This window comes from uncultured Microscilla sp. (assembly GCF_947493425.1).
GTDB lineage: Bacteria > Bacteroidota > Bacteroidia > Cytophagales > Microscillaceae > Microscilla.
In genome coordinates this window covers 20,005-36,863 of sequence record NZ_CANLRP010000084.1, presented here as the reverse complement: position 1 = coordinate 36,863, position 16,859 = coordinate 20,005, and the positions used below count along the sequence as shown (strand labels likewise).

The 16,859-nt window shown below is 42.1% G+C and carries 12 protein-coding genes and 1 pseudogene; 4 read left to right on the top strand and 9 right to left on the bottom strand.

Going from position 1 to position 16,859, the window contains the following annotated elements; all coding sequences use genetic code 11:
* From Q0954_RS19905 to Q0954_RS19890, 4 genes and pseudogenes are all read right to left on the bottom strand, one after another.
* Positions 1–404, bottom strand: a pseudogene (locus Q0954_RS19905) (fibronectin type III domain-containing protein); the annotation flags it as partial.
* Positions 405–877: 473 nt separating this feature from the next.
* Positions 878–2,047 (bottom strand): helicase associated domain-containing protein, encoded by a 1,170-nt coding sequence (locus tag Q0954_RS19900; protein WP_299459365.1) that lies wholly within the window; start codon positions 2,045–2,047, stop codon positions 878–880.
* 505 nt (positions 2,048–2,552) lie between these two features.
* Positions 2,553–7,229, bottom strand: a complete 4,677-nt coding sequence (locus Q0954_RS19895; RefSeq protein WP_299459363.1) for a T9SS type A sorting domain-containing protein — start codon at positions 7,227–7,229, stop codon at positions 2,553–2,555.
* Positions 7,230–7,330: 101 nt separating this feature from the next.
* Positions 7,331–8,806: an IPT/TIG domain-containing protein gene (locus Q0954_RS19890; RefSeq protein ID WP_299459361.1), complete on the bottom strand. Its 1,476-nt coding sequence runs from the start codon at positions 8,804–8,806 to the stop codon at positions 7,331–7,333.
* Between the two features lie 1,063 nt (positions 8,807–9,869).
* On the opposite strand from Q0954_RS19890, the gene Q0954_RS19885 reads away from it, so the two are divergent.
* The 3 genes from Q0954_RS19885 to Q0954_RS19875 all read left to right on the top strand — a co-directional run bounded on the left by Q0954_RS19885 (position 9,870) and on the right by Q0954_RS19875 (position 11,580).
* Positions 9,870–10,169 carry a hypothetical protein gene (locus tag Q0954_RS19885; RefSeq protein ID WP_299459359.1) on the top strand — a complete coding sequence of 100 codons (300 nt, stop codon included), beginning with the start codon at positions 9,870–9,872 and terminating at the stop codon, positions 10,167–10,169.
* 66 nt (positions 10,170–10,235) lie between these two features.
* Positions 10,236–10,601 carry a hypothetical protein gene (locus tag Q0954_RS19880; protein ID WP_299459357.1) on the top strand — a complete coding sequence of 122 codons (366 nt, stop codon included), beginning with the start codon at positions 10,236–10,238 and terminating at the stop codon, positions 10,599–10,601.
* A 748-nt stretch (positions 10,602–11,349) separates the two neighbouring features.
* Entirely contained in the window at positions 11,350–11,580 is a 231-nt protein-coding gene (locus tag Q0954_RS19875; protein ID WP_299459356.1) for a hypothetical protein, read from the top strand.
* Between the two features lie 550 nt (positions 11,581–12,130).
* Here the strand turns inward: Q0954_RS19875 and Q0954_RS19870 are convergent.
* The 5 genes from Q0954_RS19870 to Q0954_RS19850 form a co-directional block, all read right to left on the bottom strand.
* On the bottom strand, positions 12,131–12,313 hold the full coding sequence (locus Q0954_RS19870; RefSeq protein WP_299459355.1) for a hypothetical protein: 183 nt from the start codon (positions 12,311–12,313) through the stop codon (positions 12,131–12,133).
* 62 nt (positions 12,314–12,375) lie between these two features.
* Positions 12,376–13,371, bottom strand: coding sequence for a hypothetical protein (locus tag Q0954_RS19865; protein WP_299459354.1), 996 nt, complete (start codon positions 13,369–13,371; stop codon positions 12,376–12,378).
* An 85-nt stretch (positions 13,372–13,456) separates the two neighbouring features.
* Complete coding sequence (locus Q0954_RS19860; RefSeq protein ID WP_299459353.1) at positions 13,457–13,756, bottom strand: hypothetical protein; 300 nt, start codon at positions 13,754–13,756, stop codon at positions 13,457–13,459.
* A 98-nt stretch (positions 13,757–13,854) separates the two neighbouring features.
* Positions 13,855–14,754 carry a hypothetical protein gene (locus tag Q0954_RS19855; protein ID WP_299459352.1) on the bottom strand — a complete coding sequence of 300 codons (900 nt, stop codon included), beginning with the start codon at positions 14,752–14,754 and terminating at the stop codon, positions 13,855–13,857.
* Positions 14,744–14,953, bottom strand: a complete 210-nt coding sequence (locus Q0954_RS19850; protein WP_299459351.1) for a hypothetical protein — start codon at positions 14,951–14,953, stop codon at positions 14,744–14,746. The genes Q0954_RS19855 and Q0954_RS19850 overlap by 11 nt, the downstream gene beginning before the upstream one ends.
* Before the next feature lie 579 nt (positions 14,954–15,532).
* On the opposite strand from Q0954_RS19850, the gene Q0954_RS19845 reads away from it, so the two are divergent.
* Positions 15,533–15,919: a hypothetical protein gene (locus tag Q0954_RS19845; RefSeq protein ID WP_299459349.1), complete on the top strand. Its 387-nt coding sequence runs from the start codon at positions 15,533–15,535 to the stop codon at positions 15,917–15,919.
* Positions 15,920–16,859 lie beyond the last annotated feature (940 nt).

The following is a 16,859-nucleotide window of genomic DNA, read 5'->3' as shown; positions in this document are numbered from 1 at the left end:
CCATCAGGGATTCTTTTCGTCTTTAAATACTGCTGCCGAGAATACCCTAGAAAATCTAAGTTGTTCACATCAAAATAGGGCGCCAAGTCTGGGCCACTCATTGTTTGGCTAGGTCCTAGATTAAGCAAAGGTAAATAATTTGCCTTGGTTTGGATAACAATTCCCCTCCCATCGATGCTTTCCAGTTTAATTCGCAAATGACCTGAATAAGAAGTGAGCCCATTTAATATAAGATGGAGCGTGAGGGCGCTAGGATAGCTATAGGAGTGTAAGAAGGGGCTGTGAGGAGGACTCACTGTGGCAATCAACTTGACGCTGTAGTTTCGTTGAGCGGTGGTGTAACCACTGACTCCTAAGAGCAAAACTCCCGCAATAATAAGGCACTTGAATAAATGGATGCGCATTACCTTGGTTTGGTTTAAGTAGTTGGTTTTGAGCTTTAGTTTTTAGCCTTTAGCTTTTGGCCTTTAGCCTTTTTGTTCTTGGCTTTTGAGTTCTGTTGAACTTTAGCTGTTGACTTTTAGCCATTAGCTTTTTCTTTATCTTGGGTATCAATTGGATATACCCATCTCAGTGGTTGACTTTGGACGCTTTTAACAAGAAATATTTTGAAAATGTGGAAAGGCAGGCAGTAATTGTTCAAAAATAGTCATTTTAAGTAGGTTTACCCGATTGATTCACCTTTGAAACTGTCGGAGTAAGGTTTATTTAGTTTTTGTTCGATTACCTTGGCTAGTACCTCAACCTCTAAATACCTGACACATTATTTCGGCGATATTCGCACCCTGACTTTACTTAAAAATATCGCGTAGCTATGGCTATGCTCAATTTTTGAAGTTCGTCAGAGAACAAATCTCATCCAAAATAAATAGTGCATTTACTTAGAGGATAAGGTACTAGGTACTTTCCAGGCAGGGTCTAATTCTTCTAACAAATCGATAAAATGCTGAGCGAGTTGTCCTCTTCTGAACCTTAGTCGTTGGGTAAAAAGCCAGCTCCTAAGTGCAGCAAACTCTTTGTTGTCAGGAACCCGAAAATTACCGTAAGTATTTTTGAAATCTACCAAGTGCTGATACCTCATCATCCATCTTTTCTTTATAAAAGCCTGTCTATTACCAGGCTTATGTCTTCTATCCCAATCAAAGCCGATGCTGTTTAACAATTTAACTTGATCTGAGCTCAACTTATTCTTCCTAAAAGCACCTCTTTGCGAAGACACCCACCAACTCAACGCCTCTAATCCTTTCTGATTAAACGGTATAACACAATGACCATTCTTTTGCTGGAAACGCTGAAGTAGAGCAAAATTTTTGAGCCACTGTTTATCATAACGTTGTTTCATTGCATACTCACGGCTCTTGGACCCATCCCAATGAAACCCTAACGCATCAAGCTTTTCTCTCCTTTCTGGCAACAAAGTCTTTTCCTTAAAGCCTCTTCTCTGACTTGCAACCCACCCAGCCAACTGCTTGTTTTCATAGCTTCTACCAACGTGACAGTGTCCATATAATGATTTGAAAGTTTTTAGTTCATTAAAACGACGCTCCCAAAGATTTATATACCGTTCTTGCAAAGGATTTGTATTGGCTCTAGACCACTCAAAGCCCACTTGTTCTAACAAATTAATTTGCCTCTGTGATAACAACCCTTTTTTGTACTTACCTCTTTGGGCAGACACCCAAGAGCCTAAATACTTTAATTGATCTTTCGCGGGAACATTGCAATGCCCTTGTTTTTCTTTAAAATCACACAAATTGTTATACATTTCCTGCCACGAAAGACGCTTTGGCATTTTAAAAATACGCCAGGTAAAACCCAACCAATCCAGCAACTCTCTCCGCCAAGAAACCATTTTTTCTCTTTTCACTCTTTGTTCACTTACCCAAATGCCCAAGCTTTTATTTGACGACCAATTATAAGGAACTCTGCAATCTCCATGTATTTTTTTATACGCCTTCAGCTCCAAATAACGCATATACCAATGCTCATCGCGCCAGTCCCAACTATAGGGCTTGTCAAAAGGATAAGTCCATTCTTTGTCTTCCATAAGACCTAAAATACATATTTTTTTTGTAATTATTGTCGCTTACGGCTCATTGCTAGATTGTTAAGCAAAGCCGCTCTAAACCGCTTCGCGTACTTGCAACTCGTTGCAGAATGGAAAACAATCTTAACAACTAGTACATTGGGGATTAAATAAATATATTATTTATTCGAGGGTATTTTGTTTGCTGACGCACTTCAAAAAGTGCTCATAGCCAAAGCTACGTAAACTTTTTGAAGTAAAGTAAGCGGGCTAAAGACTCCGAATAATATGATAGGAATTTAGTTTCCAGTGCACTAGTACCTTAAATACTAAATACCTAACCCATTATTTCGGCGATTTTTGCCCACTGACTTTACTTAAAAAAAACTTGCGTAGCTAAGGCTATGCGCGATTTTTGAAGTTCGTCAGAAAACAAAACTCATCCCAAATAATAGCGTATTTACTTAATGTTTAAGGTACTAGCCAAAAGATAGAACAATTTTAACAATCCCAACAGTTAAATGCCTTATTTCACCACCACCTTCAACATTTTCTGGCTGGTAGGGGTTTGTACCCTCACTACATACACTCCTTGGGTCATTTCGGGGATGTGGAGCGACCAATGATAATCGGTTTTTCCACTGCCTTGGATCGGTTGCTTGTAACGCCAACGGTTACCCGATGAAATGTTGAAAATCTCTACCGATACCGAGGCGGCTTGCGTCAAAGATACAGCAATCTTTATCTTGCCACCAGTCACTGGGTTGGGTGATACCTGGGCAGTAATTTGTTGGCCTGCTTTGCCTGACTGGGCAAAACGCTTGTCTTCAGCTTTTACCACCGTTACCTGGCGTTCGAACACGTCTTGGCAACCCCCTAGCGAGGCGTACAAACGCACTGTATAAGTCCCTTCTTTGGGTACCAGTAAGTTTTGTTTAGGGTTTGTCACGGTACTCTCCAACAAAAATACGTCTTGGTCAAGCCCCTCAATGTCCCAAAACAAGGTGGTAGGCGCTGGGCGGCAAATCTCAATGAGCACCACCGTATCGCCCACCACCGCATCGGAAGGCATTAGAAAATCGGCTTCAAAGGCACTAGCTGAGTTTGCCAATTTGTACTGGCCACTGCCACTGCAACCAGCCGCAGTGGTCACGGTCAGGAAATAGGTATCAGTGGTATTTACGGTTACTTGGGGCTCGCTGCTGCTAAAATTCCCACTCGCTGAAGTCCACGCATAGGTCGCCACCGTATTGCCCACCGGAATGGTCGGCTTTAAAGTCACACTTTGCCCCACACACACCGTACTGCCAACACCCAAGTCTACACTGATGGGCAAGGGGTTTTGTAAGATAAAACTCGCCTGTCGGGTACAACCTTTAGCATCGGTCACTGCTACAGTGTAGGTGCCCGCGCTGAGGTTATCAAAAGAAGTTGCTCCCGCAGCCAACCCTTGGTCCCAGACAATTTGGTAAGGTTCGGTACCTCCGCTGATCGCAACTGCCAAGCCACCATTGGTGCTGTTGTGGCAAGTAGGGTCTTTGCTCGTTTGGCGGGTAATGAGCAAAGGTTCGGGACCCGGCACGAGTACCCGCTCGAAACGGATACAACCCTTGGCATCCTGGGTCTGAAAGTCGTGGTAACCCTTGGCAAGTCCGCTGAGCTTGAGGGTAGTGGCGTTTTGCCAGGCAATTTGCCCAGTTTCGTTGCTATTTACCCAACTTACCTGGATAGGAAATGCACCTTCTACACTAAAAGTAGCTGTACCATCTTTTGCTTCGGCGCAAGTGGCTTGGGTAATGTTTTGGTTAGTCACCGTGGCGGCATCGGCATTGGACAGTTGTACCACTTGGGTCACCGAACAACCCAAGGCATCGGTAACAATCATTTCGTAGGCGCCCCCCTCGGCATTCGTCAGGCTTGCCGAATTACTCCAAGTCTTCAAAGTTCCCAGAGCTGTTTCGTATTTTTTCCAGGTGTAGCTATAAGGAGTAGTTCCTCCAGTAGCTGTCACGGTGGCACTGCCATTAGGCAAGCCACAAGTAGCGGTGGTAATGTTGGTGATGCTTGCCTCTAATTGGGCGGGTTCAGTGATAGTAAAACTCAAGGTTTGCTGGCAACCTTTATGGTCCGTAGCCTCTATAGTATAACTGGCTGCTGCCAAACCCCTCAGGGCAATTTGATGATTGGTTGTCCAGGTATACCAATCGGTTTCGGCGTAAGGGGCTCCATTGACTAAAATAGTATAGGGTTGAGTACCCGCATCATTGCCTCCAGTTGCTTCAAAAATATAGGTACCATTATAACCTCCTTTGCAACTCACGTGGGTAATTTGTTGCTGGGTAAGCGTGAGTAATAGAGGTTCTTTGACTGTGACCACGGTACTGATCGTACAGTTTTCGGCATCGCGGGCGTACAAGGTGTAGTCGCCTGCGGCAAAGCCGCTAAAAGCAGCTAATGCCTGGAAATTGGTACCATCTTTAGAATAGACATAACCACCCCAACCACCCACTACGGCGAGGGTCACACGACCATCGCTGCCTCCGTGACAAGAGACCGAGTCTATGGTAAAAGAAGCCACTTCAAAGGCAAAAGCCACCGCAGGTTCATCTATAGTAGTCAAAGTTTCATACCAGCCTCCGGTCACAAAATTGTGGCAACCTTGGGCATCTTTTACTCTGAGCTTGTAGGCGCCCGCCGGACGGTTGCTCAAGGTAGCAGTGCTTTCGGTAGCGCCCAAGGTAATCTCAGCGGTTATGGGGCTATTGGCTCCATCTAGCCACTGGATGGTATAGGGTTTGACTCCTCCGCCAATGGTGGCGGCAATGCTTCCGTTGCTTTCGCCTTTACAAGTAACCCGCTCAGGAGTGAGCGATACTGTAAGCACGGGAGGTGCCTGTAGTTGAATAGGCAAACTCATGTATTCACAGGTTTTGTCGTCTATTACCCGAATGCTGTACACCACAGTGCCCCACTGGAAGTTGGTCGGGCGCAAGCCCGTAAACAAAGCTGACGTACCCGTTTGACTGGCGATTTTAGCGCCGTTTTCGTTGAGTTCTATGGTATAGTTGCCGTTGCCTCCGGTTACATTATCTACCCTGATTTGCCCGTCTTCACCATTGGCACAGGTGACGTGGTAGGTAGCAAAACGTAGTACTGGGGTAATGGTGGTCGTCAAAGTAGTTGGGGAAGTCAAGCTGACGCTTCCCAATACTTTGGCGGGTTGGGGGCAATTGTTTTGGCTGATTTCTACACTGTAGTTCGCCTCAGTAAGCCCGGTAAATACCACCGAGTCGCCTACTGTCACCCCGGTAAGTGAAGTAGTGCCAAAACCCACAAAAGCCGGAGTATTTACCACTGTTCCGCCTTGCTTGAGCACCAAGGTATAGGCGGTATTGGGGGCAATAGCGTTGCCTGTAGTTACTTTTACGCCTAGTTTTCCGTCGGTGCCTCCTTTACAGGAAATAGCGTGGGTGCTGCCCGTTTGTGGAATGCCTGCCAGGGTACCCGCTACAGGCACCAAATCGGTCAGGATTTGGGGCGTGCTAATATCATAGTTACCTCCGCTACTACAAGAGTGCTTCAACTTAAAAGTATAACTGCCCGCAGGCAAGCCCGTAAAGGTATGTCCGCCCGAAGCGTGGGTAATGCCGTTAGCGGTGGCATGGGCGGTGCTTGCCCCGTCTTTATAAGCTTCTATAGTATAGGTACCACTTGCGTTACCTTGGGTAAAACTCACTGCAATGCTGCCCGTGCCTCCTTCGCACACAATGGGGCTTGCTACAGCAGAAGTAGCCACCGTAGTAGGCGGATTGGATAAAGTAATAACGCCAGGGTTGGGCAAAGTAACCAAAGTATTGGCACCACAACCCAATTCCTGGATTTCGAAATGGTAGCCTGCGGCATCCAGCCCACCAAAGGTGTGGTTGCCGGGTGACAAATTGGGGCTGGTTTCTACCAAAACACCGTTGCGGTATTTGAGAATAGTATATTTGTAAGCACTGGATTGGACAGCAGCTCCCCCACCTGCGGTGAGTACAATTTGTCCATCGGCCGCGCCAATGCAACTGGGGTTACGTCTTTGGATGGTTTGCTCTACTAAGGTAACTGGGGACGGGGATTTAATGTTGATGAGGTATTTATTAAAACAATAACGTTGCCCTCCAATGACGTTTTCTATTGCCAAGGTATAATCTCCAGAAGTAAGAGGAAAGTGGTTTCCTGAAGACATCTCGTCAGGAAAGGTATGGGAAAGCTGCGTAGGGGAAATATTCATAACAGCGGTTGGTAAACCTTCAAATATGCGTTCTGTAGGCACAGGAACAGGGTCACTTACAAAAGGGCCATCCGCCAAACTATAATAATAATCACCCACTACATTTTGATTAAAGGTCACATTAATTTTACCGTTGCCCAAACCTCCTTGACTACAAGTGCTATGAGTGATATTAATCGCCCCAACCGTCACCCCATTGATTCTCAGTGGAATCGTTTCAGTGGGTACCCAAGTAGCACTTTGGGTATCAGCGTAAGAGTCAGGAGCTGCTTGAGAAATATACACAGGCAAAGCCGGACCCGCAGGAGCCACCAACTTACCATAACGAAAACCTCTTGCCCGGTAAAGCATATTTTGTGCACTCACCACGGTGGGTACATTAATCACCAAAGAAGGTGTAGTGGTATAAGCCGTGCCTCCGCTGGTGTGGGCAGCATCTGTCCAGGTAGCCCCTCCATCGGTAGATTGTTGCCAGTAGTACTGGTCAATCCTATCGTTGGCTTTCATATCTAAGTTCAAGGTAAAGCTACTCCCTGAACACACTGTGTTGTTATCAGTTTCGGGGGTATGCATAGGCAAAGGCGTCCACCGAAAGGCAAAGACCCGGTTGCTACATGAATTTACTGGGACAGGCACTACAGTTTGGTTATGAAGCACCCCCGCATCGTAATCAGAAAGGGTGGTTATTTCGGCAGCATAAAAACACCCTCCATCTATGATGTTAAGGTCAGGGTAAAGATGCCCTCTGGAAACTCCAGGTAGTTTGTTTTGCCCATTGAACACTATAGTGTAAGATTCAGGAGTGCCTATGCCAGTGTTCATCACGGTAATATTGCCCGCAATTTGAGCTTGAACAGTGAATTGAATGCCCACCAAGAGTAAAAGAAAAGTAATAAAGTGCCTGAATATCGTAATCGTTGTAAATTTCATGATAAATGGATTAAAATAGGTAATCTTTGTATCGTTTGATCATAAATGACAAGTAAGAAGTCAGCGTTGAACACTAACTTCTTACTTGTCAATGCTTTTATTTACTTAGTGGGGTCAAACTCCCATACCGAAGCCCTTGTAGTTCCTCCTTCTCTGATATAAATTTTATCTCCTACGGCAAACGCTTCTGAATAGCTTGGAGTACTTACTCGGCTTGCCAAACCTTGTTTCTTTACCCAAGTATCAGTGGTTGGGGTGTACTCCCAAAACACATAGCCATCATCAGATCTCGAGGCCAGATAAGCCTTATTATTCAATACACCAACATTAAACGAGAAAAGGTTTGCAGAAAAATCTTTCAAGGAAGTCCAATTATCTGCCACAGCGTTATACTTCCATACCTTCTTATCAAATGCGCTTATCAAATAAGCCACATCATTCACTACAAACACAATACTTGGTCTTGTCGTGGGTGCATCATTTTTCTGGTTCCACACGCCAGTATCTATTTCCCAAAACTCATTGGCTCCTCCCTTAATCACAAATCCTTTTCCCCCTACAGAAAAAGCTAACCCAAATGTTGCACTTCCTGCAAAGTCGTCAATCTTACTCCACTGATTAGTTGTGGGGTTGTATTGCCAAAAATCTTTCTTCCAATTAGCATTTTCATCTGCTCCTAGGCCGACAAAAGCAATCCCATTAATTATAAAGCTAGTTGAGAATGACCTTTTACCCCCAGAATAGTTGGCTTTTTGCGTCCAGGTATCCGTAGCAGCATCGTATTCCCACAAATCATCCAAAGCCGTTGAAGATGCCGAACCAGATTTACCCAAACCTATATAACCCTTTGTTCCGATGGTAAAACTTACGGCCGAGGTTCTTGCCACTCCCCCAAAATCTTTCTTCTGTGTCCAAAGCCCCTCTAGGTAAGTAAAGTCGGTAGTAGAAGCAGCATCTAACCCTTTAATAGTTGCGGTAATTTTGTTAGCGCCTTCGGTTACTCCGCTAGGCACTACTACTTTTATGGTAGTTTCGCTTACACTCAAAATGGTAGTGGCGGCAGTGGTACCAAATTTAATGCTTGTTTCGGCGGTGGTGGCGTTGAAGTTGGTTCCCTTGATAGTGATGGTATCGCCTTGACCTGCTTCCGTGGGGGTAAACTCAGTAATGGTGGGGCTGTTGGTAGTGCTAAAGGTTTTATCTTCGCCATAGACTGTTCCCTGGGCATCGGTGGCGTAGGCGCGCACGTGGTAGGTTTTGCCCGCAGTAAGCCCAGTCACGGGGTGTTCGAATGCCCCAGCTTCGGTTTTTGCTCCCAGCGAATGTTTACCCGCCGAGTTGAGGTCGGGGCTGGCGGTTTCCCCCCATACAAAACCGTGGTCGGTAATGCCTCCTTCACCCACTGTCGAGATGCTCCCTTTGAGGGTCACCGAAGTAAAATCTACTGAGGTAGGAATAAAAGTACTCAGGCTGGTTTGGGCGGCTTGTTGAGGGTCTTCCTCTTTTTTCTTACAGCCAACCGTGAGTAAAAATAAAGCTGCTAGTAAAAATGGGAATTGTTTTTGGATTAATTGCATGGACATTGAATTTACAAATTCGGATTTAAGTAAAAGCCTTCTAACAATCTATACCCAAACCACACAGACAATTCGGACATTTTTTGAGAGAAAATAAAGACAAATGTCGGCATTTAGATATAGTTGGACAAGAATCAATTTTTTTTTATAAAAAGAAACGGTTAAACTTTCTCCGAAAAATAAACATTTCTAAAACCAAATGCCGCCTGTTTTACCTTCCAACATTTCAAGTGTAGGTTTTGAGACAATAATAAAGTATCTGGGACTCTTGGAGTCAAAAGTTTACTTAAAAAGGAAATTTATACTTATGACCGACAAAGTTTTTTTTACTCCCCATGCATTCGCTTTAGGCTCATTGACGGTCGTCCTAATTTAATTGAACGGAAAATAACAACCAGGTAAAATTTAAGGTATTACCGTTCAATTAAACCAGGTTCCGCTCCCTGCATAACTTTTGAAGACTTTGCGCTACGCTTAAAGTAAGCTACAATAAGCTCAGACCCAAAGGGTACCCCTGAGCGGGTTGACGGGTAATTTGAGGTTGAGGAAAAGAAACAGTGTCAGACTTTGGCTGAGGGATAGAGCGGTATGTTTGAACCACACCCAAAGGGCTGGATTGTGGGAAGGCTTTGGTGGGGTGAGCAGCGAAAGCCCGACCCGGATGAAAGGAGGGACAGCCCCTACTCCTAATTTTAACCTGGCTAGACGCGGGGTCTTTCTTGTAAAAATTTACTTAAAAAGGAAATTTATATTTATGATCCACGAAGTTCTTTTTGCTTCCCATGCATTCGCTTTAGGCTCATTGACGGTCGTCCTAATTTAATTGAACGGACAACAACAACCAGGTAAAATTTAGGGCGTTGCCGTTCAATTAAACCAGGTTCCACTCCCTGCATAGCTTTTGAAGACTTTGCGCTACGCTTAAAGTGAGTTGTGGTAAGCTCAGACCCAAAGGGTACCCCTGAGCGGGTAATGGTAAAGCTTTGAAATAGGAACAGCAAGGTTAATTGGTCTACACAATTTTTTGTTTATTTTACACCAGAAAATAAACTTTCAAACTTTTATGACTGAACAACCTACTTATTTTGATAAATACAAGCTTATTAAAGAGTACGACGACTCGTTTGATAAAATCTACGACAAGCCTTTGTTGTTAGTTAGTGGCATCATTTTCGGGCTTGCTTGTGGCTTTCTAATTCTTTATGCAAAATCCTTTATCAGTGATTCTTCAGTTATTTTTTTAATTGCTGGCACTTTGATGCTCCTACAAGCTATTTCAAATATTCACAAGGCTAACATAATCAAAAGTAGGCTTGGAGAAAAGAAATGGGTAGGACCTTGGGAGCAACAACTTATGAAGTAAAAGGAAATACAGCTAAGATTTAATGCTGTTTACTACCAGTACAGTAGTTCAGAAATAGCTCATAGGTTGGCTTTTTTAAAGGAAAAACTAGGGGATTTTGATCAAAATAGTCAGAACAGAATGCCTTCTATAAGCCTTTTTACTGCACTTTCACTGTTGACTGGTACTGTTGTTTTTGGAATGAGTAAAATCGAAGATGAAAATTCAGCAATTGGGCATGCTCTCCTTGTGATTTTATTGGTGGGATGCTTGGCTTTTATTTTTTATGAGCAGTACCATTACAAAACAAAAACAAGTAGAAAAATTTCTGAGATGGTGTATTGCTATGAGGTAATTGGTAGTTATGAATGTAATGATGCTTCAAGCCAGTTGGCTGGGAAAATAGCTCAACTGAAAAGTGAAATAGCACTGGTTAAAGAGCAATTGCAATAAGTAATCTCTACTTATCTTGTTTGACGGGTGGAGTAATACACTTTACACCAAAAAGGTCCTCCCTAAGAAGAAGGATATACATCTTGTAATGAGCATGTATTACTTTGACCTGCTGCGCTGTTTGGATTATGGTAAAAGCCGACCCTATAGCTTTGCGATAAGGTCTACAATTTCGGTATGGGTATAGGTATCAGATACCTTTTTGCTCTCAAAGACCATAAAGTATTCTCATTAGCAACACCATCACATTTTATTTACCCAAGTCACCAAAATAATAACTTGGGTTTACCTCAATCACAACCCATAATAGGCTAAAATACTTGCCAGCGAGCCTAGCAACCCAAGCACCTTGAATAACGCTTCTCCTGATTTCACCAAGAATCTCTTAACTTTTGTCCTTTCTGTTTTCTTCATGATATTTTGAATTTAGTTGAACTGCAATAACAAAAATCAAAAAGAGATATGGTAGGACGACAATTTGAGATGGGTACCGAATTCTGCAAGTGTTCATTTTGAACGCTTGAATCAACAATAAGTAGGTTTTTGGTCAGTAAAATTGATGCTATTATCTTTACCCTATCAATAAACCAACTTTATAAGAAAAAAACGCAAAGTAATCGCTACCAGAAATATCAAAGTTATTTTTTTTGTATATTTGTTAATGTAAGTTAAACAAAACTAATTTTTTTAACAAAAAGAGAGATAAAGATATTTGGACAGGCGTGCCAGACCTCCCAAAACTAAACAAATGCACAACCTAACCAGCTGGCAATTTTTTCTGGTTTTGGTCAAAGGAACAAATAATAATGCTGAGATGATTGAAAGCGTAACGCTTACCTCCATCTTTGACTTATTTAACCAAGACACAATTCAATTCATAATTGGAAGCATTGTAATTCCACTTGCTCTTTTCTACAAAGGAAACAAGAATCAGGATTGTGACAAGGGTAATAAGAACAAAGATCAAGATCAACAGTAAAAAAAAACGCCTCCCCGAATTGAGACCTCGGAAGGCGCATTTTGCCAAACCTACTAGGTAGGTCATGTGTTGATTAAGGTACGTATGTACCCTGTTAAATCAGGGTGTTTTATCAATTGGGGTTGTTATCAGAAGATAACAATCCTTTTTTGTTAAGAATACATATAATGTTAATATTCTTAGCATTTCATTTAAACAAAGATAGTAAATTGAATTTTTATTTGAAAATTCACTCAAAGTTTTGGTAGATTCTAGTCATATATTGCTAAAAAAACGTAATTTTGCTCAAAAAACAAACATTTAGGTATTAATAAAACCGGTGTTTTTGCTCAAATTTTAAGCAAAAAAAAATATACCCTGCCCCATTAATATAAATAGTTTATGGTAAGTCAATATTTTCAAGCAAAGGTTGTAAAAGTTTACTTAAAAAGGAAACTTTTAGATAATTGATCCAAATTCTTATAAACGCCTAACCATTTGCCTGCGCATCGTTCACCAGTTAGGTGGCTCGTCTAGGCAGTTGTCCAGCCCTACCTCGCACAAAATCGACTTAGCTCGGCAGTTCCTGGCACACAAACGCATCACGCATTGCCGCAGCTTCTCCCCTCAACCCACGCGCCCAGCAATCAGGGCAAAACCCGCCAGCCCCGCGCAGGGTGGGAGACTGTTCCATTGCATTCCACAGCCCCCACCGCCAAACATTTTGCCCTTCATCTCCTCCTCTATAAATCATCTAATCATATAGTTAATTAGTTGCTCTTAACTAAAAGTTTACTTAAAAAGGAAACTTTTACACTATTTGTCTTTTTCCTTGTAATAGTAGGTCATTCTAGGTTTGATGAACAGTTCGTTGCATTGTGCCAGGTATTTGTGTACGGTTTTGTGACGGTTAGGGAGGTTTTCGTCAATAAGGTCTTGGTTGACAAAGATGAAATTTGCTGCCCTTTTTCTGGAAACCTGCACTTGGTCGTTATCCAGGTCGCTGGTAGTTGCAGCATCAGGTTTGATATAGCGATAATCTAAGGTTAGGTAAGAGTAATTTTTATCATAGTTTGATTTAGAAAATTCATATTTATCAATGTTCTTTAGAATTCTGTCGAAAAATTGAATTTTGGCTTTTACTCTTACAATATCATCTTCGGTTAGTTCAGTATTGCTAAATGGATTCTGATAGAGTGTAAGCGTTGTGTGTAGCTCGTCAAGACTACCTTCAAGCATCTCAATAATTACTTTTTCATCCAGGTCTTTTTTGAGTACATACTTGTGTTTGATATGAAACTTTAAGTTAATCGCTGGTTTATTAAGGTTTAGAAATTTGGCATAGTTGGCGTAGCTGGAGCGCTCGTGAAACCATAAAATTTGGTCTTGCAAGGTTTCTGAGAAAGTAGCAAAGGGTGGTAAAAAAATAAGGTAAGCAGGATCGTTGGAATAGCTTTTAATGTCTTTGTTTGGATTTTCGGTCACGTATCTATCCAAGAATTTATTTACAATTACATCTTGGTCTACCTCTACCCCTACCAGATGATGTTTGTTTACTTTTACAGCAAGTGGTACTACATTTACCTCAAGAAATAGGTGATATTTACGATAACGATATGCCCATACTTTCCGCATGAGACTGGTGGGTAGTTCGTCTTCTACTTCTTTGCCTAAGCCATCAAGTAGCTGAAGAATTAGTTCGTAGTTGGGCTCTTCGGGCTCTCGTTTAGTAAGGTTAAAGGTACCTGCTGCCTTGATGAGTCGTTTGATTTGAGTGGCAAGTTCTTTTCGTTCTTCTTTGGATAATGTCATTGTGTTTAATTTAAGGTTGAGGAAGATTTAAGTGAAATGAATTTACTTAAAAAGGAAATTTTTATTTTTAACTAGGGATCTGACACTAGTCAGCACTCCCCCCTAATTGTTGTAGATTGGGATGATATTTACAAGCTACAGTATATATTGCTAAAGCTATGTCAAAATTAAACTGAACCTTTTCTCTTACCTTGCGAACCTTATCAGCCAAGGCAAGCTCTTTTATATCAATAAACAAACCTCTAACTTTCAATAGCTCCATCACCTCTTCTGTATAATGAGGAGGAAGACAATCCCAAGCCTCGGCATAATCAAGCATTTTGATTACTTTTTCCTTTACTGCGGCGGTGGTTCGTTCTCTTTTTGGTTTCAATTCGTTGTCCATAGACACAAAATTAGGAGTTTTAAGTCTAAGGCACAAGGCTTTACAAGCAGTTATTTACTCAACAATCCCCCTGGTAATCCAAGGGGAAAGTCAAAAAATTATGACAAGCATTCGTCTTCAGTCAAATCTTCATACCCATCTTCATAAACCTCTGCTCTAGCATTGGCTTCAGTTCTGTGTTTTGTCTCAGCTTCCAGTCTTGTAATCCAATTGGTAGCTATAGCCTTGCCTATGTTATCAATGTCTTGTAAAACAAGCTCTTGCTCAAAGGCTGAAAACAAAGGAGAATCCAGTAATAGACGAATTTTTTGTAGTTGTTTATTACTCGCTTTGTCAAGGTTAAGAGCTACCAGTTCATACCACTTTTTAGCAGCATTGAAAGAGATTGTTTCCCAATGAACTTGAGCAATGCTTTCTCTATTTTTAGTAGTAATCCAAACTCGTTGTTCTTCGTTGTCTAACCATTGGTTAATTTGCCTCCTTAAAAAATTTATTTGTTCTGCCTGGTAAAGGTTATCATCATCTTGAGGCTTCTTTGGAACGGTTGCCTGGTTAGGCATCTCTTCTAGGGGGGTTGCTTCAAATCCCGACATTTTAGCCACAAAACCCAAACGTAAACGATATAATTTGCCTATAGCCCTGGTTTGTGCCATTGATTCAATGGCATAAGGATCAAAGTACATCTTTGCTTTTTCCCGATTAGAACAAGTAGCTGTGCAATAACCTATTTTTTCGTTTTGTTGGTTATAAAGCTCTGCCTCTGCCCTAAATTGAATATGTTCACCTTCACCTATGTCCTTTACCCGCAAAATAATTGCGGTGAACCCTAAAAGACTACCTAAGAACTGCCAGCCTTCAACATTGATATACTCATTTCCTTTAATTGTTGCTGAAAGGTTTTGTTTCATAACAAAATCTCTCAGGGCGGTGCTTATTTGTTGATACCGGGCAAGCTGCCCAGTAAACTCAGTTTTTTTAATAGAAGGGTTATTTTCCATAGTCAAAGCCTCCCTCCTCTCTTTTTTCTTGGCTATCCCAAAAAAGTATATAACTGTTAAGTAAAGCTTGCATTCTGCGCTGTGCCTCAAGAAAAGCCTCAACATCACCTTCAGCACAAGCTTCTTTCGATGCCTGGCTTGCATCTAAAAAAAGCTTCTTCAAAATTACTTCGTAATAATAATTTTTGTTATCTTTCATACTTGATTATTTAATACATCAAACCATTAAATAATTGGGCAAACGGGTGCGACCATTTGCCCAAATTTTTTGTGTACTTGTCTTTTCAGATCGTTTACTTATTTTTCTAACTGCACGAAACCAACTCAAAAGGCTTGTTAAAATAGTACCCTGTGGATACAACATTTATTAAGCGAAAATAAAAGCATAAATGCAGTGAAGAAGTGAAACACCCCTTCTTAAAAATCTTTACTTGTCTTTTCCGGTCGTTTCTTTTCAGAACGTTTGTCCTGCGAACCGCACAAAACCACCTCCAAAGGCACCAAAACACCCCAAGAAAACGAAATAACCCAGCAGTGTAAAATGGGCGAAAATGTAACCATAAATGCGGTGGGAAAACCTACAACTAAAAAATTAGTTTTAAAAGCTTGTGTTCCCTAAAAGCTTTTCATTTGACGCATTGCCTTATGTATAACACTGCGAGAAGTACGAGCCAGTACTGAAAACCCTACGTGACAAATTAAATGTCCTTACACCTCCTGACTACTTCCAACTTTCATACTATAAAGATAACTAAAATAAGTCATAAAAACTATATTTATGACTTATTTATTCGTATATTTATATATGGAAAAACGGGTAAAAAGAGTAGCAGTGATTGGTACCAGAACCATAACAAAAGCCCAAGGGGTAGAAGAAGTCATTGACTACCATCAACCTACAGAAATAGTAGGGGGAGGCTGTAGAGGCGCTTCCGAAATAGGGAGAACATACGCAAGAAACAAAGGGCTTGCTTACATGGAATTCAAACCTAAATATTCAAAATATGGAAGGATTGCCCCACACATACGCAATGAGCTTATAGCAAAATACTGTGATGTTATGATAGCTATTTGGGACGGCAAAAGTAAAGGGACAAAAAGTGAGATCGATAAGGCTACCAGAGCAGGCAAAGAGGTAATAATCTTTTACTGCAAAGACTCCTAATTACTTAGCTTCAATTTTCGTAAAACGGCGCTTCGCTTGGCTGCCTAGATGATTTTTGGTGAGGAGGCGAAGGGCAAAATGTCGGCGGTGGGGGCTGTGGAATGCAATGGAACAGTCTCCCACCCTGCGCGGGGCTGGCGGGTTTTGCCCTGATTGCCGGGCGCGTGGGCTGCGGGGAGAAGCTGCGGCAGTGTGTGGTGGGTTTGTGTGTCAGGAACTGCCGAGCTAAGCCGATTTTGCGCGAGGTAGGGCTGGACAACTGCCTGGACGAGCCACCCAACGGGTGAGCGATGCCCAGGCAAACGGCTAAGGGATAGAGCGGCATGTTTGAACCACACCAAAGGGCTGGCTCGTGGGGGGATTGGTGGGGTGAGTAGCGAAAGCCCGACCCGGATGAAAGGAGGGATAGCCCCTACTCTACTTTATTTGCGAAGCACTAATACAGAAACAAACAGCAACACTCTACAATAGACTCTTCATAGCTTGTTGGGTCAATCCCAACTTCTCTCAAATAGCAAACTAGGTGAATCTGCACATGGCGACCAAAAGGCAAAGCCTGATAGTAATACTATCATTTTTTTACAAACGTGCATTTTGTTTGGACGTAATCTGTGGTTAAAACCCAACCCTCGAAACGCTCTCCTATCAAAGTTTTCTACCCATTCCGACATTGTGGTAATTTTTAACCAAAAACCCAAATTACCATGAAGCCCAAAAAACTTTTTATTGTGATATCGTTATCTGTATTATCTATCTTGCTTGGGTACGGCATCGTGAACTCAATCAGCTTCTCAGCAAGCCTTGTGCAAATCGAGTCTTTTATTCTTGGACGACCAAGCGAGGGGTAGACGAGGAAGTTAGTCGTTCTGGATATGAGCTTGACGCTATCCCTGTTTGGTTTTGGTGTAATGACTTCCCGTAGCTTGGTGACAGCCATCAC

Excerpts from the sequence above, each read along its gene's own strand:
- Q0954_RS19855 (WP_299459352.1), bottom strand. The coding sequence starts at position 14,754 with ATGGAAAATAACCCTTCTATTAAAAAAACTGAGTTTACTGGGCAGCTT.
- Q0954_RS19900 (WP_299459365.1), bottom strand. The coding sequence starts at position 2,047 with ATGGAAGACAAAGAATGGACTTATCCTTTTGACAAGCCCTATAGTTGG.
- Q0954_RS19850 (WP_299459351.1), bottom strand. The coding sequence starts at position 14,953 with ATGAAAGATAACAAAAATTATTATTACGAAGTAATTTTGAAGAAGCTT.
- Q0954_RS19895 (WP_299459363.1), bottom strand. The coding sequence starts at position 7,229 with ATGAAATTTACAACGATTACGATATTCAGGCACTTTATTACTTTTCTT.
- Q0954_RS19860 (WP_299459353.1), bottom strand. The coding sequence starts at position 13,756 with ATGGACAACGAATTGAAACCAAAAAGAGAACGAACCACCGCCGCAGTA.
- Q0954_RS19885 (WP_299459359.1), top strand. The coding sequence starts at position 9,870 with ATGACTGAACAACCTACTTATTTTGATAAATACAAGCTTATTAAAGAG.
- Q0954_RS19865 (WP_299459354.1), bottom strand. The coding sequence starts at position 13,371 with ATGACATTATCCAAAGAAGAACGAAAAGAACTTGCCACTCAAATCAAA.
- Q0954_RS19875 (WP_299459356.1), top strand. The coding sequence starts at position 11,350 with ATGCACAACCTAACCAGCTGGCAATTTTTTCTGGTTTTGGTCAAAGGA.
- Q0954_RS19870 (WP_299459355.1), bottom strand. The coding sequence starts at position 12,313 with ATGATTTATAGAGGAGGAGATGAAGGGCAAAATGTTTGGCGGTGGGGG.
- Q0954_RS19890 (WP_299459361.1), bottom strand. The coding sequence starts at position 8,806 with ATGCAATTAATCCAAAAACAATTCCCATTTTTACTAGCAGCTTTATTT.
- Q0954_RS19845 (WP_299459349.1), top strand. The coding sequence starts at position 15,533 with ATGACTTATTTATTCGTATATTTATATATGGAAAAACGGGTAAAAAGA.